Consider the following 18,308-nt stretch of genomic DNA (forward strand, 5'->3'; position numbering starts at 1 on the left):
GTGAATTAATTTTACCCGATTTTATCGTCTCAACCCACCATATAAGTGGCGGTTGCGCTGGCAATGTAAACCTGTTCTTCGTTGTGTAATTCAACGCGCGCCACGGCAACTTTATTCCCCGCGCGCAGCAGGCTGCTGGTGCAGGTAAAACGATTTCCGCGCCCAGGACGAAGATAGTCGACACGTAAATCAATAGTGCCCATGCGCGACAGGCGCTGGCGCAGTTCATCTTCATTGATGGTGTCATGACGCGTCAGCGTACTGCCCACGCAGACCAGGCCTGCCGCCACGTCGAGCGCGGAGGCAATCACCCCGCCGTGCAAAATACTTTGTGCCCAGTTGCCCACCATCATCGGCTGGTTGTTGAAACTCAGCTGGGCAAAGTCTTTCTCGTAACGCTCCAGTTCCAGCCCCAGCGCACGGTTAAACGGCATATGGTAGACAAAAATCTCGCCCACGAGTTTTAAAACTTCTTCGGCGGTAAGCATGGCTGACATGAGACATCACATCCTTATTGTTAACGAAATGTTGATTTTATGCCGTGGCAATAAGGAATTCCACTTTCAGAAACGAGGATGCAGCAGTTGTCGCAGAAGTCTGTAGAATGTCCGCCACATAACTATTCAAGTCATCTTAATTTTTTGCAGGAGAACACCACCGATGCGGACGTATCTGGCCTGGTTACTGGTGGCAGTTGCGCTGCCCTTCACAGCAATTGCGCAGGAAGCGACGATTAAAGAGGTGCATGATCAACCTGCCGTTCACGGCAGCATTATCGCGAACCTTCTTCAGGAGCATGACAATCCGTTCACGCTCTATCCTTATGACACCAACTACGTGATTTACACTCAGACCAGCGATCTCAATAAAGAGGCGATAAGCTCCTATAACTGGGCTGATAATGCGCGTAAAGATGAAGTGAAGTATCAGCTCAGCCTCGCATTCCCGTTCTGGCGCGGCATTCTGGGGCCAAACTCGGTATTCGGCGCGTCTTATACGCAGAAATCCTGGTGGCAGTTATCTAACAGCGGGGAGTCATCGCCGTTCCGTGAAACCAACTATGAGCCGCAGCTGTTCCTTGGTTTTGCTACGGATTACGAGTTCGCCGGCTGGACGTTGCGTGACGTCGAGGTAGGTTTCAACCATGATTCAAACGGTCGTTCTGACCCAACGTCACGTAGCTGGAACCGCGCCTACACACGCCTGATGGCGCAGAATGGCAATTTGATGGTGGAAGTGAAGCCGTGGTACGTGGTGGGGAGCACCGATGACAACCCGGATATCACCAAATATATGGGCTACTATCAGCTCAAGATTGGTTATCAACTGGGTGATGCGGTGCTGAGCGCCAAAGGCCAGTACAACTGGAATACCGGCTACGGCGGCGCAGAACTGGGCTTAAGCTACCCGATGACCAAACATGTGCGTATTTATACCCAGGTCTACAGCGGTTACGGCGAGTCGCTCATCGACTATAACTTCAACCAGACCCGCGTGGGTGTGGGCGTGATGCTGAACGATATTTTCTAGACTGCTCGAATGTTTTTGCGTTAAACGTTGAAGTTTCTCTCTCAGGCGCTGAAAATAGCGCCTGTTTCATTTCTGGCATATGGGGTTAATGTGGCGCAGGCGGAAGTATTGAATCAGGAGTCGCTGGCTAAACAGGTTTTGCATGAAACCTTTGGCTACCAGCAGTTCCGCCCTGGCCAGGAAACCATCATTGAAACCGTGCTGGAAGGTCGTGATTGCCTGGTGGTGATGCCGACCGGTGGCGGTAAATCACTCTGTTATCAGGTGCCCGCGCTGGTGCTTAACGGCCTGACGGTCGTGGTATCTCCTCTTATTTCTCTGATGAAAGACCAGGTTGACCAGCTGCTTGCCAACGGCGTGGCGGCGGCCTGTCTTAACTCCACGCAGACCCGCGAGCAGCAGCAAGAGGTGATGGCCGGGTGCCGCACCGGGCAGATCCGCCTGCTGTATATCGCGCCGGAACGCCTGATGCTGGATAACTTCCTCGACCATCTCGCGCACTGGAATCCGGTGCTGCTGGCGGTAGATGAAGCACACTGTATTTCCCAGTGGGGACACGATTTCCGCCCGGAATACGCGGCCCTCGGCCAGCTCCGTCAGCGCTTCCCCGAGCTTCCGTTTATGGCGCTTACCGCCACGGCGGACGACACCACGCGGCTGGATATTGTCCGTCTGCTGGGGCTGAACGACCCGTTGATTCAGGTCAGCAGTTTCGATCGCCCGAACATCCGCTACATGCTGATGGAAAAATTCAAACCGCTGGATCAGCTCTTGCGCTATGTGCAGGAACAGCGCGGCAAGTCAGGCATTATTTACTGCAACAGCCGCGCAAAAGTGGAAGACACGGCTGCGCGTCTGCAAAACCGTGGCTTTAGCGCTGCGGCTTATCATGCCGGGTTAGAAAACCACATCCGCGCCGACGTGCAGGAGAAATTCCAGCGTGATGACTTGCAAATTGTTGTCGCGACGGTGGCATTTGGGATGGGGATTAATAAACCCAACGTGCGCTTTGTTGTGCACTTCGACATCCCGCGAAATATTGAATCCTACTATCAGGAAACCGGCCGCGCCGGGCGTGACGGCCTGCCTGCGGAAGCAATGCTGTTTTACGATCCGGCCGATATGGCATGGCTGCGCCGCTGTCTGGAAGAGAAACCGCAGGGACAGCTGCAGGATATCGAGCGCCATAAGCTCAACGCGATGGGGGCCTTTGCCGAAGCGCAAACCTGCCGCCGTCTGGTGTTGCTCAACTATTTTGGTGAAGGGCGTCAGGAGTCGTGCGGTAACTGCGATATCTGTCTTGATCCTCCTAAACAGTACGATGGTCTGATGGATGCGCGTAAGGCGCTCTCGACCATTTACCGTGTCAATCAACGCTTCGGCATGGGATACGTGGTTGAAGTGCTGCGCGGTGCCAATAACCAGCGTATCCGCGACATGGGCCACGACAAGTTGCCAGTGTACGGTATTGGCAAGGACCAGAGCCACGAGCACTGGGTCAGTATTATTCGTCAGCTAATTCACCTTGGCTTTGCCACACAGAATATCGCCCAGCACTCCGCACTGCAGCTTACCGAAGCCGCGCGTCCGGTGCTGCGCGGTGACGTGGAACTGAAACTCGCCGTGCCGCGCGTAGTTGCTCTCAAACCGCGCGTGATGCAGAAATCCTACGGCGGCAATTACGACCGTAAGCTGTTCGCCAAACTGCGCAAGCTGCGAAAAGCCATTGCCGATGAAGAGAATATCCCGCCTTATGTCGTCTTCAACGACGCGACGCTGATTGAGATGGCCGAACAGATGCCGCTGAGCGCCAGCGAAATGCTCAGCGTCAACGGTGTCGGCACGCGTAAGCTCGAACGTTTTGGCAAAGAGTTTATGGCGCTCATTCGCTCTCACGCCGACGGTGATGATGAGGAGTAGTCAGCCGGGCGAAAAAGTGCCAGGATGATGACTCACTGAATTATTTCCCCGCGAGCGAATTATGTTAATGCTATTTCTCACCGTGGCGTTAGTGCACATCGTTGCGCTGATGAGCCCGGGTCCTGACTTTTTCTTCGTATCACAAACGGCCGTCAGCCGCTCCCGCAAAGAGGCGATGATGGGGGTACTGGGTATCACCATGGGCGTGATGGTCTGGGCGGCGGTGGCACTGCTCGGTCTGAACCTGATCCTGGCAAAGATGGCCTGGCTGCATAACATCATTATGGTTGGCGGCGGGCTGTACCTGTGCTGGATGGGCTACCAGATGCTGCGCGGGGCGCTGAAGAAAGAAGAGAAAAAACCAGAAGAGCCAAAGGTTGAGCTGGCAACGGGTGGCCGCAGCTTTGTGAAGGGGCTGCTGACCAATCTGGCAAACCCAAAAGCGATTATCTATTTCGGCTCCGTGTTCTCGCTGTTTGTGGGTGATAGCGTTGGTGCGGGCGCACGCTGGGGTATTTTCCTGCTGATCGTCGTTGAGACGTTTGCGTGGTTCACCATTGTTGCAAGCCTGTTTGCCTTACCGGCGATGCGCCGTGGCTATCAGCGCATCGCGAAGTGGATCGACGGCTTTGCCGGCGCGCTGTTCGCCGGCTTTGGTATTCATCTCATCATTTCTCGCTAAGCGTGACGCGCTGATGCAAGCAGCGCGCCCACCAGCATAAACAGCGAACCAAACACTTTATTCAGGGCCTTCATTTGTTTAGGCCCTTTAATCCACGCCGCAATTCGCTGTGCCAGCGTCGCATAACCAATCATCACGATGATATCGACGATAATGGTGGTCGCGCCCAGCACCACATACTGCATCACCTGTGGTTGATGTGGAGCGATAAACTGCGGGAACAGGGCAGCCAGGAAAACAATGCTTTTCGGGTTGGTCAGGTTTACAAATACTGCACGTTTGAACAGACGACCACGGGTTTGCGACTGGGCAAGCGTGTTGAGATTAATCGAACCGGCCGCGCGCCACTGCTGAATACCCAGCCAAATCAGGTACGCTGCACCGGCCCATTTCAGTACTTCGAACGCCAGCACAGAGCGGGAGAACAGCGTCCCCAGACCAATCCCGACCAGCACAATATGAATGCCCAGCCCGGTCTGCAAACCGGCAATCGACGCCGCCGCACCGCGATAGCCGTGGTTGATGGAGGTGGTCATTGTGTTAATAGCACCTGAGCCCGGTGAAAGGCTGAGGATAATGGATGTCAGCAGGTAGGCGAACCACCACTCGAAGGTCATTTGAAGCTCCCGAACCGTCTATTTTTATGCCACAATACGCTATTGTTGAGTCATTTTGTGACCTGTTACGAAAAAACGATATTCCTTGGCTTACGTGAGTGGAAACCCGATGTTTCAGCAGAAAAAGGACTGGGAAACACGAGAAAACGCATTTGCTGCTTTCTCTATGGGGCCGCTGACCGATTTCTGGCGGCAGCGTGAGGAAGATGAGTTTACGGGCGTCGGTGATATTCCGGTACGCTTCGTGCGTTTCCGCAATGTGAAAAACGATCGGGTGATCGTCGTCTGCCCTGGGCGCATCGAGAGCTACATCAAATACGCCGAACTGGCTTATGATCTTGTCCATCTTGGCTTTGATGTGTTGATTATCGACCATCGTGGGCAGGGGCTTTCTGGTCGTCTGTTATCGGACACGCACCGCGGTCATGTGGATAATTTCAGCGATTATGTCGACGATCTTGCCGCGTTCTGGCAGCAGGAAGTTGAACCTGGTCCATGGCGTAAGCGCTATATTCTGGCGCACTCTATGGGTGGGGCCATATCTACGTTATTTTTGCAGCGCTATGAGCACCAGTGCGATGCCATTGCGCTTACTGCGCCAATGTATGGCATCGTCATGCGTTTTCCTGACTGGATGGTGCGCCATATTCTCGATTGGGCTGAGGGCCATCAGCGCATTCGTGAAGGCTATGCCATCGGGACGGGGCGCTGGCGTGCATTGCCGTTTGCAATGAACGTGTTAACCCACAGCCGACAGCGTTATCGTCGTAACCTGCGTTTTTATGCCGATGAACCACGCCTGCGCGTTGGCGGTCCGACCTATCATTGGGTGCGGGAAGGTATTCTTGCCGGGGAACAGGTGCTTGCTGGCGCGGGTGATGATGACACGCCAACACTTCTGATTCAGGCTGAAGAAGAGCGTGTGGTGGATAACCGCATGCACGATCGTTTTTGTGAACTCCGCGCTGCCGCCGGTCACCCCTGTGAAGGGGGAAAACCGCTGGTCATCAACGGCGCGTACCATGAGATCCTTTTTGAAAAGGACGCTATGCGCTCAGTCGCGCTCAACGCTATTGTTGAATTTTTCAACAGGCATAACTGATTTTTTTATTGAGGTTAAATTTCCCTATGTACCAGGTTGTTGCATCTGATTTAGATGGCACGCTGCTTTCCCCCGACCACACCCTGTCGCCTTACGCGAAAGAGACCTTAAAGCTTCTGACTGCCCGTGGCGTGAACTTTGTGTTTGCCACCGGCCGCCACCACGTAGACGTGGGGCAGATCCGCGATAATCTGGAAATCAAATCGTACATGATCACTTCTAACGGTGCGCGCGTACACGATACGGACGGCAACCTGATTTTCGCGCATAACCTTGATCGCGATATCGCCGCCGATCTGTTCGGCGTGGTGCACAATAACCCGGATATCGTGACTAACGTCTATCGTGATGATGAGTGGTTTATGAACCGCCACCGCCCTGACGAAATGCGTTTCTTCAAGGAAGCGGTATTCAACTACACCCTGTACGAGCCAGCCCTGCTTGAACCTGAAGGTATCAGCAAGGTGTTCTTCACCTGCGAAAGCCACGAAGAATTGCTGCCGCTGGAGCAGGCGATCAACGCTCGCTGGGGCGACCGTGTTAACGTGAGTTTCTCAACGCTGACCTGTCTGGAAGTGATGGCCGGGGGCGTATCCAAAGGCCATGCGCTGGAAGCGGTTGCAAAGCGTCTGGGCTTCGAGCTGAAAGACTGTATCGCCTTTGGTGACGGTATGAACGATGCCGAAATGCTTTCGATGGCAGGCAAGGGCTGCATTATGGAGAACGCGCACCAGCGTCTGAAAGACCTGCACCCGGAGCTGGAAGTGATCGGCACTAACGGTGACAACGCGGTACCGAAATATCTGCGCAAGCTGTTCCTTGAATAATCTTCATTTGGTTATTTATTGCTCAGTTGTCAACTAAAGAGTTCGCTACAATGCCTGTCCTTCTTTCTGAGAGACAAGCATTGTGGCGCTACTCATTATCACCACTATCCTGTGGGCCTTCTCCTTTAGCCTGATTGGCGAATATCTTGCTGGTTCGGTCGACAGTTATTTCTCGGTGCTGATGCGTGTTGGGCTGGCGGCGCTGGTATTCCTGCCGTTTCTGCGTACGCGCGGGCAATCGCTGAAAACCATTGTGCTGTATATGCTGGTGGGGGCGATGCAGCTCGGCATCATGTATCTGTTCAGCTTTCGGGCCTACGTCTACCTGTCTGTTTCGGAGTTTCTGCTTTTTACCGTACTCACGCCGCTCTATATCACGCTGATTTACGATCTGCTCAGCAAGCGCCGTTTACGCTGGGGATACTTGCTGAGCGCGGCACTGGCAGTTATTGGGGCGGCGATTATTCGCTATGACAAAGTCAGCGACCACTTCTGGACCGGGCTGATGTTCGTCCAGCTCGCCAACATCAGTTTCGCCATCGGTATGGTGGGCTACAAACGTCTGATGGAAACCCGTCCGATGCCGCAGCATAACGCGTTCGCATGGTTCTATATGGGGGCCGCGATTATCGCGGTAGCGGCGTGGTTCATGCTCGGTAACCCGCAAAAACTGCCGACCACTACGGTGCAATGGAGCGTTCTGGTCTGGCTGGGTGTGGTGGCCTCAGGGCTGGGATACTTCATGTGGAACTACGGCGCGACCCAAGTCGACGCCGGTACGCTGGGGATCATGAACAACGTGCATGTGCCCGCGGGTCTGCTGGTTAACCTTGCAATCTGGCAGCAGCAACCCCACTGGCCGAGTTTCCTTATTGGGGGAACGGTGATCCTGGCTTCACTGTGGGTCCATCGCCGCTGGGTCGCTCCGCGCTCCGCACAAACGGAAGATGGTCGCACGCGTGGTTCCGCGTTGAGCGAATAAACGCCTCCGTAATCGGCTGGCGCTGCTCGCCATCGCGCACGGCGGCGTACAGCCGGCTCCACAGTCCTTCGCCCAGGGTTTTGGTCACCACCAGGCCCTGGCGTTCAAAACTCTCCACCACCCAGTGCGGCAGTGCCGCGATACCCATTCTGGCCGCCACCATCTGAATCAACAGCAGAGTGTTATCCACGCTTTTCAACTGAGGGCTAATGCCTGCCGGTTGCAGGAAGTGACGCCAGATATCCAGACGACTGCGCTGAACCGGGTAAATCAGCAGCGTTTCCGTCGCCAGGTCTTCCGGTGTGATGCGCGTTTTGGCCGCCAGCGGATGATCCGGTGCCAGCACCAGACGCACTTCATAATCAAACATTGGGGAGTAGTGCAGGCCGCTGCGCGGCAGAATATCAGAGGTCATGACCAGATCCAGCTCGCCCTGCTGGAGCGAGGGCTGCGGGTCAAACGTCACCCCGGATGTAAAGTCCATCTCCACCTGCGGCCACTTCTGGCGGAAATTCTCAAGTGCGGGGGTCAACCACTGAATGCAGCTATGACATTCAATGGCGATACGCAGTTTGGTCTGTTGCGGCTCGTTACAGGACTGCAGGGCGCTGGCAATTTGCGGCAGCACCTGATTTGCCAGCTGCAGCAAAATCTCACCCTGAGGCGTAAAGCGTAGCGGCTGGCTCTTACGCACAAAAAGACGAAAGCCGAGGCGTTGTTCCAGATCGCTGAACTGGTGAGAAAGGGCGGACTGGGTCTGGTGCAGCGAGGCTGCCGCCGCCGCAAGAGAACCGCAGTTCCGCAACGCTTGTAGCGTTTTCAGGTGTTTTATCTCGATCATGAAAGTCCTTCACTTCGCCATGAACATTTTGCGCTTGAGGAATATACAGTAACCGCCAATTATGGATGTGTAAACATCTGGACGTCTAAATACCGAAAATTGACAAGGGGCATGACATGACAATCCGCAATCACACTCTCGGTTTCCCTCGCGTTGGCCTGCGTCGCGAGCTGAAAAAAGCGCAAGAAAGCTACTGGGCGGGTAGTACCACCCGTGAAGAACTGCTGGCCGTTGGACGCGAACTGCGTGCGCGTCACTGGGATCAGCAAAAACAGACGGGCATTGACCTGCTGCCGGTGGGCGATTTTGCCTGGTACGACCATGTTCTGACGACAAGCCTGCTGCTTGGCAATGTGCCGGCTCGTCATCAGAACAAAGATGGATCGGTAGATATCGACACCCTGTTCCGCATCGGCCGTGGTCGCGCGCCAACAGGTGAGCCAGCGGCAGCGGCTGAAATGACCAAGTGGTTTAATACCAACTATCACTACATGGTGCCGGAGTTCGTTAAAGGTCAGCAGTTCAAACTGACCTGGACGCAATTACTGGATGAGGTGGACGAAGCGCTGGCGCTGGGTCACCAGGTGAAGCCTGTGCTGCTAGGGCCGGTTACGTACCTGTGGCTTGGCAAAGTGAAGGGTGAGCAGTTTGATCGCCTCAGCCTGCTGAACGACATTCTTCCGGTCTACAAACAGGTGCTGATTGAGCTGGGCAAACGCGGTATCCAGTGGGTGCAAATCGACGAACCTGCTCTGGTGCTCGAGTTGCCGCAGGAATGGCTAGATGCCTTCAAACCGGCGTATGACGCACTTGCCGGACAGGTGAAGTTGCTGCTGACTACCTATTTCGAAGGCGTGACGCCAAACCTGAAGACCATCACCGCGCTGCCAGTGCAGGGTCTGCATGTTGACTTTGTACACGGTAAAGATGATGTCGCGGAGCTGCACAAACGCCTGCCTGCGGACTGGCTGCTCTCGGCCGGTGTGGTGAATGGCCGTAACGTCTGGCGTGCCGATCTCACTGAGAAATACGCTCAGGTTAAAGACATCGTCGGCAAACGTGAGTTGTGGGTGGCATCGTCTTGTTCACTGTTGCACAGCCCAATTGATCTCAGCGCTGAAACCCGTCTGGACGCAGAAGTGAAGAGCTGGTTTGCCTTTGCCTTGCAGAAATGTGAGGAGCTGACGCTGCTGCGTGATGCATTGAACACGGGGGACACGGCAGCGATTACCGAATGGAGCGCACCGATCCAGGCGCGCCGTGACTCGGCTCGCGTACACAACCCGGCAGTCGAAAAACGTCTGGCAGCCATCACGGCTCAGGACAGTCAGCGCCAGAGCGCCTATGAAGTGCGCGCTGAAGCCCAGCGCGCTCGCTTTAACCTGCCAGCCTGGCCAACCACGACGATCGGTTCTTTCCCGCAGACTACCGAGATCCGCGGCCTGCGTCTGGACTTCAAAAAGGGCAATCTGGATGCGAATCATTACCGCACCGGTATCGCTGAACACATTAAACAGGCGATTATCGAGCAGGAACGTTTAGGTCTGGATGTTCTGGTGCACGGTGAAGCCGAGCGTAACGACATGGTGGAATACTTTGGTGAACACCTGGACGGTTTCGTGTTTACCCAAAATGGCTGGGTGCAGAGTTACGGTTCCCGCTGCGTGAAGCCGCCGGTGGTGATTGGTGATATCAGCCGTCCAGAAGCGATTACCGTTGAATGGGCGAAGTATGCCCAGTCTCTGACAGATAAACCGGTGAAAGGAATGCTCACGGGTCCGGTAACGATTCTCTGCTGGTCCTTCCCGCGTGAAGATGTGAGCCGCGAAACCATCGCCAAACAGATCGCGCTGGCACTGCGTGATGAAGTGGCGGATCTGGAAGCCGCTGGCATTGGCATTATTCAGATCGACGAACCGGCGCTGCGCGAAGGTCTGCCGCTGCGTCGTAGCGACTGGGATGCCTATCTGAAATGGGGCGTGGAGGCTTTCCGCATCAACGCCGCGGTCGCGAAGGATGACACCCAGATCCACACCCACATGTGTTACTGCGAATTTAACGACATCATGGATTCGATAGCCGCGCTGGATGCCGACGTGATCACCATCGAGACATCGCGTTCAGACATGGAACTGCTGGAGTCATTTGAAGAGTTCGACTACCCGAACGAAATAGGACCGGGGGTGTACGACATTCACTCTCCGAACGTGCCGAGCGTGGAGTGGATCGAAGCTCTGCTGAAAAAAGCGGCCCAGCGCATTCCGGCAGAGCGTCTGTGGGTGAACCCGGACTGCGGACTGAAAACCCGCGGCTGGCCGGAAACCCGCGCTGCACTGGCGAACATGGTGCAGGCGGCGCAGAATTTGCGTCAGGCGTGATAAGTTGTAGGCCCGGTAAGGCGTCATCGCCGCCGGGCTTTTTGCTTTTACCCTTTTTTACCGCCGTACTGGCTGAACCACGCCAGCATTCGCTGCCATCCGTCTTTTGCAGATTCCTCATGATAACTCGGACGATAGTCGGCATTAAATGCGTGCCCGGCATCCGGGTATACCACGATCTCCGCCTTCGCATTTGCCGCGCGGAGCGCATGGCGCATGGTTTCTACCGAATCCAGCGAAATACCGGTGTCCTGACCGCCGTAAAGCCCTAACACGGGGGCATTCAACTCGGTGGCGATATCAACCGGATGTTTCGGTGAATTCAGCGTTTTTTCACCCACCAGTTTGCCGTACCAGGCGACAGCGGCTTTGAGCTGCGGGTTATGGGCGGCATACAGCCAGCTGATACGCCCTCCCCAGCAGAAACCCGTCACCATCAGACGATGTGCATCACCGCCGTTACGTGCTGCCCAACTGGCAACGTGGTCGAGATCGGCCATGACCTGCGCGTCAGGGACTTTGCTGACCAGGTTGCTGAGTAATGTTGGAATATCGCTGTAGTCGTTCGGATCGCCCTGACGGAAGTAGAGCTCTGGCGCAACGGCCAGATACCCTTCCAGCGCCAGCCGGCGGCAGAGGTCGCGGATATGTTCGTGAACACCAAAAATTTCCTGAACCACAATGACGATGGGCAGCGGACCCTCTGCCGATTTTGGCCGCGCGTGGTAAGCCGGCATATTATCCCCCTGCGAGGGGATGGAGGTCTCACCCGCCGTTATGGCCTCTTCGGGCGTTGAAACGATGGTTGAAGCATGCGGGGCTGCAGCAGGTGCAAAACCGATTTTTTCAGTCATGGCATTCTCCGTACCAATGAGTTAGCGCAAAGGTAAATATAGACACCAGGTTAACAACCCACAGTGCCTTAAACGGTCTATCTTTTGTGCAGCACACCACGATATAACTTGTTAATGTGATGTAAATCACTTTTTTATGGAAATTTACTGCAATCATTTTCATTCATGGTGAAGTGCGTCACGAAATTATGCGTATTGCTTCTGTAAAGTACCATTTTACTTCTTCTGACTAACCGACCCACAGAGGAGTCACCTATGTCTAAGTCTGATGTTTTTCATCTCGGCCTCACCAAAAACGATTTACAAGGGGCTACGCTCGCTATCGTCCCGGGTGATCCTGAGCGTGTGGAAAAGATCGCCGCGCTGATGGATAAGCCGGTTAAGCTGGCAGCCCATCGTGAATTCACCACCTGGCGTGCAGAGCTGGATGGCAAAGCCGTGATCGTGTGTTCTACCGGTATCGGTGGCCCGTCGACCTCCATTGCTGTTGAAGAGCTGGCGCAACTGGGCATTCGTACTTTCCTGCGTATCGGTACCACCGGCGCTATTCAGCCGCATATCAATGTCGGTGACGTGCTGGTCACCACCGCATCTGTTCGTCTGGATGGCGCAAGCCTGCACTTCGCGCCAATGGAATTCCCGGCAGTGGCAGACTTCGAATGTACCACTGCGCTGGTTGAAGCGGCGAAATCTGTGGGCGCGACCACGCACGTGGGCGTGACCGCTTCGTCCGATACTTTCTACCCAGGCCAGGAGCGCTATGACACCTTCTCTGGTCGCGTGGTGAGCCGTTTCAAAGGTTCTATGGAAGAGTGGCAGTCTATGGGCGTAATGAACTACGAAATGGAGTCTGCGACGCTGCTGACCATGTGCGCAAGCCAGGGTCTGCGTGCCGGTATGGTGGCGGGCGTTATCGTCAACCGTACCCAGCAGGAGATCCCGAACGCCGAAACCATGAAACAGACCGAAAGTCATGCCGTGAAAATCGTGGTGGAAGCGGCGCGTCGCCTGATCTAGTCCTCTCTTCTGCATGCAATAAAAGGCCGACACGTTCGGCCTTTATTTTTTGCGTAGCACCTCGCAGGAAAACCCTTTCAAACTGGACGTTTATACAGCACAATTCTATTTTGTGCGGGTAATACGTTGATGCAGGGGGCATTGTGGATATCTCGATCCTGATTTACGCGGTGATTGCGCTGGTGGGCTTAGGGATTGGCTGGCTCATTTCCAGCTACCAGCATGCACAGCAGAAGGCCGACCAACTGGCCGAGCGAGAAGAGATGGTCGCCGATTTAAGCGCGGCAAAACAGCAACTTGCTCTGAGCGAGCACTGGCGCGATGAGTGCGAGTTGCTCAACAACGAACTACGCAACCTGCGGGATATCAACACCTCGCTGGAGGCCGATCTCCGCGAAGTGACCACCCGTCTTGAATCCACCCAACTGCATGCGGAAGACAAAATCCGCCAGATGATCAACAGCGAGCAACGCCTCAGCGAACAGTTTGAAAACCTCGCCAACCGCATTTTCGAGCACAGCAACCGCCGCGTTGATGAACAGAATCGCCAGAGCCTGAACAGCCTTCTGACGCCCCTGCGTGAACAGCTGGACGGTTTTCGTCGTCAGGTGCAGGACAGTTTTGGTCAGGAGGCTCGCGAGCGGCACACGCTGGCGCATGAGATTCGCAATCTTCAGCAACTGAATGCACAGATGGCACAGGAGGCGGTCAACCTGACTCGCGCGCTGAAAGGGGATAACAAAACCCAGGGAAACTGGGGGGAAGTGGTCCTGACCCGCGTGCTCGAGGCCTCAGGCCTGCGTGAAGGTTATGAGTATGAGACTCAGGTCAGCATCGAAAATGATGCTCGCTCGCGCATGCAGCCCGATGTCATAGTGCGTCTGCCTCAGGGCAAAGACGTTGTCATCGACGCCAAAATGACGCTGGTGGCATATGAGCGCTACTTTAATGCGGAAGATGATTACACCCGAGAGTCGGCATTGCAGGAGCATATTGCTTCCGTGCGTAACCATATCCGTCTGCTCGGCAGAAAAGACTACCAGCAACTGCCGGGCCTGCGCTCACTGGATTACGTGCTGATGTTCATTCCGGTTGAACCGGCCTTCCTGCTGGCACTCGACAGGCAGCCTGAACTGATCACCGAAGCGCTGAAAAATAACATTATGCTGGTCAGCCCGACCACGTTGCTGGTGGCCTTGCGAACCATTGCGAACCTGTGGCGCTATGAACACCAGAGCCGCAATGCGCAACAGATTGCCGATCGAGCCAGCAAGCTGTACGACAAAATGCGTCTGTTCGTGGACGATATGTCCTCGGTCGGGCAAAGCCTTGACCGCGCGCAGGATAACTACCGTCAGGCAATGAAAAAACTCTCCTCCGGACGTGGCAACTTACTGGCACAAGCTGAGGCATTCCGTAGTCTGGGCGTCGAAGTAAAACGCGAGATTAATCCGGAACTGGTTGAACAGGCCACGTCGCAGGACGAGGAGTTCCGCCTGCGTGAAGGCAGTGCTGAACAAAAGACAAACAGTGAAGACAACGATCTAGCAGCGGAATTATCGCCAGATGAGCAGCCGACGCGTTTGTTTCGCGGTGGTTGAATCGTAGGGCAAACGCGTCCAATCTGGTACACTTCACAAACATTTTACTGATAAGCAGGCTCTGAGATGGTTGACGATTCACAAGACACGACGCACTTTGGTTTTCAGACTGTTGCCAAAGCGCAGAAAGCTGACATGGTGGCCCACGTATTTCACTCTGTGGCGGCGAAGTACGATGTGATGAATGACTTAATGTCATTCGGTATTCATCGCTTGTGGAAGCGCTTCACCATCGACTGCAGCGGTGTGCGTCGTGGACAAACGGTGCTTGATTTAGCTGGCGGCACGGGCGATTTAACCGCGAAATTCTCTCGCCTGGTAGGCGAAACTGGCCGTGTCGTTCTGGCAGATATTAATGATTCAATGCTGAAAATGGGACGCGAAAAGCTGCGTAACATCGGCGTGGTGGGGAATGTGGAATATGTGCAGGCGAACGCCGAAGCGCTGCCATTCCCGGACAACACTTTTGACTGCATTACCATCTCCTTCGGTCTGCGTAACGTCACTGATAAAGAGAAAGCGCTGCGCTCTATGTATCGCGTGCTGAAGCCGGGTGGACGTCTGCTGGTGCTTGAGTTCTCTAAACCGATTATTGAACCACTGAGCAAAGCTTACGACGCTTATTCATTCCACGTGCTCCCTCGCATTGGTGAGCTGGTGGCAAACGACGCGGAAAGCTACCGTTATCTGGCTGAATCTATTCGTATGCACCCGGATCAGGACACATTAAAAGCCATGATGCAGGATGCGGAATTTGAGAACGTTGAATATTTCAACCTGACGGCGGGTGTCGTCGCGCTGCATCGCGGTTACAAATTCTGAGTGGAGGTGTCTTGTGCCCTTTAAACCCCTGGTCACTGCTGGCATCGAGAATGTACTGAATGCCTTTCTGTATCGCGCCCCGGCGCTGAAAGCTGCACGTCAGCGGCTTAACGGGAAGGTATTACGCATTGTTTTAAAAGAGTTCTCGACGCCGCTGGTGCTGGTTTTCAGCGAACGCCAGCTTGACGTTCTGGGTGAGTGGGAGGGTGAAGCCGACTGCTCTGTTATCACGCACATGAGCGTGTTGCCAAAATTACGCGACCGCCAGCAATTAACTGCACTGATCCGCAGCGGTGAGCTGGAAGTGGAAGGCGACATTCAGGTTGTACAGAATTTCGTTGCGCTCAGTGACCTTGCCGAGTTCGACCCCGCAGAGCTGCTTGCACCTTTTGTTGGTGACATTGCCGCCGAAGGGGTCGGTAAAGCTATTCATGGTGGGGCGGCTTTTTTGCGTAAAAACCTGCAACGGCAACAACGCTATGCGGCGGAAGTGCTGACGGAAGAGTGGCGTATGGCCCCTGGACCACTGGAAGTGGCGTGGTTTGCGGAAGAGACCGCTGCTGTTGAACGTGCGGTTGATGCGTTAACCAAACGGCTGGAAAAACTGGAGGGCAAATGACGCCTGGTGAAATGCGGCGCCTCTATTTCATTATTCGCATCTTTTTGAGCTACGGGCTCGACGAGCTTATCCCTAAAATGCGTATCACGCTGCCGCTTCGTATCTGGCGGCGGATGCTGTTCTGGATGCCTAATCGACATAAGGGACAGCCGCTGGGTGAACGTCTGCGTTTGGCGCTGCAGGAGCTCGGTCCGGTCTGGATTAAATTCGGTCAGATGCTTTCGACTCGCCGCGATCTCTTCCCGCCTCTGATTGCGGATGAGCTGGCGATGCTGCAGGATCGCGTTGCACCGTTTGACGGCGCACGCGCGAAAAAGCAGATCGAAGAGGCGATGGGCAACATTCCCGTCGAAACCTGGTTTGACGATTTCGACATCCAGCCTCTGGCGTCGGCCTCTATCGCACAAGTCCACACAGCACGTCTGAAAGAAAACGGTAAAGAAGTTGTCATTAAGGTTATTCGCCCGGACATCCTGCCGATCATCAAAGCGGACATGAAGCTGATTTACCGGTTGGCCCGTTGGGTGCCCCGTTTGCTGCCTGATGGACGTCGTCTGCGCCCGATGGAAGTGGTGCGGGAATATGAAAAAACTCTGATTGATGAGCTTAATCTGCTGCGTGAATCGGCAAACGCCATTCAGCTGCGTCGCAACTTTGAAAACAGCCCGATGCTCTACGTACCCGAAGTCTATTCTGACTACTGTAGCCAGAATATGATGGTAATGGAGCGTATTTACGGTATTCCCGTCTCGGATGTGACGGCCCTGGAGAAACAGGGAACGAACATGAAGTTGCTGGCCGAACGTGGCGTACAGGTCTTCTTTACCCAGGTGTTCCGCGATAGCTTCTTCCATGCGGACATGCACCCGGGCAATATCTTCGTGAGCTACGAACATCCTGAGAATCCGAAGTATATCGGTATCGACTGTGGGATTGTGGGGTCGTTGAACAAAGAAGATAAACGCTATCTTGCTGAGAATTTCATCGCTTTCTTCAACCGCGACTACCGTAAGGTGGCCGAGCTGCACGTCGATTCCGGATGGGTGCCACCGGATACCAACGTCGAAGAGTTTGAGTTTGCTATTCGAACCGTCTGCGAACCGATTTTTGAGAAGCCACTGGCGGAAATCTCCTTTGGACACGTGCTTTTAAACCTGTTTAACACGGCTCGCCGCTTTAACATGGAAGTACAGCCACAGTTAGTTTTACTTCAGAAAACATTACTTTACGTTGAGGGTGTAGGCCGACAGCTCTATCCTCAGTTAGACTTGTGGAAGACCGCGAAACCTTTCCTTGAATCCTGGATTAAAGATCAGGTTGGCATTCCGGCACTGGTGCGTTCACTGAAAGAGAAAGGCCCGTTCTGGATCGAAAAAATGCCTGAAATTCCTGAACTGGTTTACGACAGTTTGCGTCAGAGCAAGAACCTTCAGCACAGCATGGATAAAATCGCCCGCGAACTTCAGTCCAGCCGTGCTCGCCAGGGTCAGTCACGCTATCTTTTTGGGATTGGAGCAACGCTGCTGCTAAGTGGTACGCTGCTTCTGATCAACCGTCCGGACTGGCAGATGATGCCCGCCTGGTTGATGGCTGGTGGCGTGGTTGTCTGGCTCGTTGGCTGGAGAAAGACGCGCTGATTTTGCGTCGCTATCGACAGGTTGCATACGTATAATGCGACCTGACTAATTAATCATCTATCCCTGAGGAACATGTATGGGTGGTATCAGTATCTGGCAATTGTTGATCATTGCCGTCATCGTCGTGCTGCTGTTCGGCACCAAAAAGCTCGGTTCTATCGGTTCCGATCTGGGCGCGTCTATCAAAGGCTTCAAGAAAGCGATGAGCGATGATGAGAGCAAGCAGGATAAAACCAGCCAGGACGCTGACTTTACTGCTAAATCCATCTCCGACAAGCAAGACGAAACCAAAAAGGAAGACGCTAAACGCCACGATAAAGAGCAGGTGTAAGTCGTGTTCGACATTGGTTTTAGTGAGCTGCTGCTGGTCTTTGTGATTGGCCTGATCGTTTTGGGGCCGCAGCGTCTGCCGGTGGCGGTGAAAACTGTTGCGGGCTGGGTTCGTGCGCTGAGATCGCTTGCATCGACCGTTCAGAATGAGCTGGCACAGGAACTTAAGTTGCAGGAGTTTCAGGAAAGCCTGAAAAAGGTAGAGAAGGCGAGCATGGATAACCTGACGCCGGAACTGAAAGCCTCAATGGATGAGCTGCGCGAAGCGGCGGAATCAATGAAGCGCTCCTTTAGCATTAACGATCCTGAAAAAGCGAGTGATGAAGCGAACACCATCCATAACCCGGTGGTGAAGGGCAGCGAGGAGCAGCGCGAGGGCGTAACGCCTGCTAGCGCTGAACATCAGGCTGTAGCGCCTGAACAAACGCCGCAGGAACCTGAACCGAAAAAACAGGCGCAGCCGGAAGAGCCAGCGGTAAAAGCGGCTGAAGTTAAGCCCGTAGCACCTGTTTCCGAATCATCCCCATCGTCGAGTGATAAAGCGTAAAC

18 protein-coding genes are annotated in these 18,308 nt (G+C 54.4%); 14 read left to right on the plus strand and 4 right to left on the minus strand.

The window, feature by feature from the left end:
- Positions 1-29: 29 nt before the first annotated feature.
- A complete protein-coding gene (yigI, locus tag JGF26_RS21740; RefSeq protein WP_028018184.1) occupies positions 30-497 on the minus strand; it encodes an acyl-CoA thioesterase YigI in 468 nt (155 codons plus the stop codon).
- A gap of 163 nt (positions 498-660) precedes the next feature.
- Here yigI and pldA point away from each other — a divergent pair, with 163 nt between their 5' ends.
- The 3 genes from pldA to rhtC all read left to right on the plus strand — a co-directional run bounded on the left by pldA (position 661) and on the right by rhtC (position 4,132).
- Positions 661-1,530 (plus strand): phospholipase A, encoded by an 870-nt coding sequence (gene pldA / locus JGF26_RS21745; protein ID WP_028018183.1) that lies wholly within the window; start codon positions 661-663, stop codon positions 1,528-1,530.
- A gap of 90 nt (positions 1,531-1,620) precedes the next feature.
- Positions 1,621-3,450: an ATP-dependent DNA helicase RecQ gene (recQ, locus tag JGF26_RS21750; protein ID WP_128348551.1), complete on the plus strand. Its 1,830-nt coding sequence runs from the start codon at positions 1,621-1,623 to the stop codon at positions 3,448-3,450.
- A 61-nt stretch (positions 3,451-3,511) separates the two neighbouring features.
- Positions 3,512-4,132 (plus strand): threonine export protein RhtC, encoded by a 621-nt coding sequence (gene rhtC, locus JGF26_RS21755; protein ID WP_010426287.1) that lies wholly within the window; start codon positions 3,512-3,514, stop codon positions 4,130-4,132.
- Here rhtC and rhtB read toward each other — a convergent pair.
- A complete protein-coding gene (gene rhtB, locus JGF26_RS21760) occupies positions 4,129-4,749 on the minus strand; it encodes a homoserine/homoserine lactone efflux protein (RefSeq protein WP_028018181.1) in 621 nt (206 codons plus the stop codon). The two genes, rhtC and rhtB, sit on opposite strands and share 4 nt — an antisense overlap.
- A gap of 109 nt (positions 4,750-4,858) precedes the next feature.
- Between rhtB and pldB the strand changes: the two genes are divergently transcribed.
- From pldB to JGF26_RS21775, 3 genes are all read left to right on the plus strand, one after another.
- Positions 4,859-5,851: a lysophospholipase L2 gene (gene pldB, locus JGF26_RS21765; protein ID WP_028018180.1), complete on the plus strand. Its 993-nt coding sequence runs from the start codon at positions 4,859-4,861 to the stop codon at positions 5,849-5,851.
- Between the two features lie 26 nt (positions 5,852-5,877).
- Entirely contained in the window at positions 5,878-6,678 is an 801-nt protein-coding gene (gene yigL / locus JGF26_RS21770) for a sugar/pyridoxal phosphate phosphatase YigL (protein WP_028018179.1), read from the plus strand.
- Positions 6,679-6,760: 82 nt separating this feature from the next.
- Positions 6,761-7,660, plus strand: coding sequence for a carboxylate/amino acid/amine transporter (locus tag JGF26_RS21775; protein WP_134708726.1), 900 nt, complete (start codon positions 6,761-6,763; stop codon positions 7,658-7,660).
- Here the strand turns inward: JGF26_RS21775 and metR are convergent.
- A complete protein-coding gene (gene metR / locus JGF26_RS21780; RefSeq protein WP_028018178.1) occupies positions 7,548-8,501 on the minus strand; it encodes an HTH-type transcriptional regulator MetR in 954 nt (317 codons plus the stop codon). The two genes, JGF26_RS21775 and metR, sit on opposite strands and share 113 nt — an antisense overlap.
- A gap of 116 nt (positions 8,502-8,617) precedes the next feature.
- Here metR and metE point away from each other — a divergent pair, with 116 nt between their 5' ends.
- Positions 8,618-10,879, plus strand: a complete 2,262-nt coding sequence (gene metE / locus JGF26_RS21785; protein ID WP_134708723.1) for a 5-methyltetrahydropteroyltriglutamate--homocysteine S-methyltransferase — start codon at positions 8,618-8,620, stop codon at positions 10,877-10,879.
- Between the two features lie 47 nt (positions 10,880-10,926).
- On the opposite strand, the gene JGF26_RS21790 is transcribed toward metE, so the two are convergent.
- Complete coding sequence (locus JGF26_RS21790) at positions 10,927-11,733, minus strand: dienelactone hydrolase family protein (protein WP_028018176.1); 807 nt, start codon at positions 11,731-11,733, stop codon at positions 10,927-10,929.
- 255 nt (positions 11,734-11,988) lie between these two features.
- Between JGF26_RS21790 and udp the strand changes: the two genes are divergently transcribed.
- From udp to tatB, 7 genes are all read left to right on the plus strand, one after another.
- Positions 11,989-12,750, plus strand: a complete 762-nt coding sequence (gene udp / locus JGF26_RS21795) for a uridine phosphorylase (RefSeq protein ID WP_003860792.1) — start codon at positions 11,989-11,991, stop codon at positions 12,748-12,750.
- 143 nt (positions 12,751-12,893) lie between these two features.
- Positions 12,894-14,351, plus strand: a complete 1,458-nt coding sequence (gene rmuC, locus JGF26_RS21800; protein WP_108091165.1) for a DNA recombination protein RmuC — start codon at positions 12,894-12,896, stop codon at positions 14,349-14,351.
- Positions 14,352-14,417: 66 nt separating this feature from the next.
- Complete coding sequence (gene ubiE / locus JGF26_RS21805; protein WP_008501525.1) at positions 14,418-15,173, plus strand: bifunctional demethylmenaquinone methyltransferase/2-methoxy-6-polyprenyl-1,4-benzoquinol methylase UbiE; 756 nt, start codon at positions 14,418-14,420, stop codon at positions 15,171-15,173.
- Between the two features lie 13 nt (positions 15,174-15,186).
- Positions 15,187-15,792 carry a ubiquinone biosynthesis protein UbiJ gene (gene ubiJ, locus JGF26_RS21810; protein ID WP_028018174.1) on the plus strand — a complete coding sequence of 202 codons (606 nt, stop codon included), beginning with the start codon at positions 15,187-15,189 and terminating at the stop codon, positions 15,790-15,792.
- Entirely contained in the window at positions 15,789-17,429 is a 1,641-nt protein-coding gene (gene ubiB / locus JGF26_RS21815) for a ubiquinone biosynthesis regulatory protein kinase UbiB (RefSeq protein WP_028018173.1), read from the plus strand. The genes ubiJ and ubiB overlap by 4 nt, the downstream gene beginning before the upstream one ends.
- Positions 17,430-17,505: 76 nt before the next feature.
- Positions 17,506-17,760, plus strand: a complete 255-nt coding sequence (gene tatA / locus JGF26_RS21820) for a Sec-independent protein translocase subunit TatA (protein ID WP_028018172.1) — start codon at positions 17,506-17,508, stop codon at positions 17,758-17,760.
- A gap of 3 nt (positions 17,761-17,763) precedes the next feature.
- Positions 17,764-18,306 carry a Sec-independent protein translocase protein TatB gene (tatB, locus tag JGF26_RS21825; protein WP_134708721.1) on the plus strand — a complete coding sequence of 181 codons (543 nt, stop codon included), beginning with the start codon at positions 17,764-17,766 and terminating at the stop codon, positions 18,304-18,306.
- Positions 18,307-18,308: the final 2 nt, after the last annotated feature.

Source organism: Enterobacter sp. E1 (genome assembly GCF_016809815.1).
Classification (GTDB): domain Bacteria; phylum Pseudomonadota; class Gammaproteobacteria; order Enterobacterales; family Enterobacteriaceae; genus Enterobacter; species Enterobacter adelaidei.

What these genes read in the sequence shown, in the direction of transcription:
- metR (WP_028018178.1), bottom strand. Translation starts at nt 8,501, where the DNA reads ATGATCGAGATAAAACACCTGAAAACGCTACAAGCGTTGCGGAACTGC.
- yigI (WP_028018184.1), bottom strand. Translation starts at nt 497, where the DNA reads ATGTCAGCCATGCTTACCGCCGAAGAAGTTTTAAAACTCGTGGGCGAG.
- yigL (WP_028018179.1), top strand. Translation starts at nt 5,878, where the DNA reads ATGTACCAGGTTGTTGCATCTGATTTAGATGGCACGCTGCTTTCCCCC.
- JGF26_RS21790 (WP_028018176.1), bottom strand. Translation starts at nt 11,733, where the DNA reads ATGACTGAAAAAATCGGTTTTGCACCTGCTGCAGCCCCGCATGCTTCA.
- tatA (WP_028018172.1), top strand. Translation starts at nt 17,506, where the DNA reads ATGGGTGGTATCAGTATCTGGCAATTGTTGATCATTGCCGTCATCGTC.
- metE (WP_134708723.1), top strand. Translation starts at nt 8,618, where the DNA reads ATGACAATCCGCAATCACACTCTCGGTTTCCCTCGCGTTGGCCTGCGT.
- pldA (WP_028018183.1), top strand. Translation starts at nt 661, where the DNA reads ATGCGGACGTATCTGGCCTGGTTACTGGTGGCAGTTGCGCTGCCCTTC.
- rhtB (WP_028018181.1), bottom strand. Translation starts at nt 4,749, where the DNA reads ATGACCTTCGAGTGGTGGTTCGCCTACCTGCTGACATCCATTATCCTC.
- rhtC (WP_010426287.1), top strand. Translation starts at nt 3,512, where the DNA reads ATGTTAATGCTATTTCTCACCGTGGCGTTAGTGCACATCGTTGCGCTG.
- udp (WP_003860792.1), top strand. Translation starts at nt 11,989, where the DNA reads ATGTCTAAGTCTGATGTTTTTCATCTCGGCCTCACCAAAAACGATTTA.
- ubiE (WP_008501525.1), top strand. Translation starts at nt 14,418, where the DNA reads ATGGTTGACGATTCACAAGACACGACGCACTTTGGTTTTCAGACTGTT.
- pldB (WP_028018180.1), top strand. Translation starts at nt 4,859, where the DNA reads ATGTTTCAGCAGAAAAAGGACTGGGAAACACGAGAAAACGCATTTGCT.
- ubiB (WP_028018173.1), top strand. Translation starts at nt 15,789, where the DNA reads ATGACGCCTGGTGAAATGCGGCGCCTCTATTTCATTATTCGCATCTTT.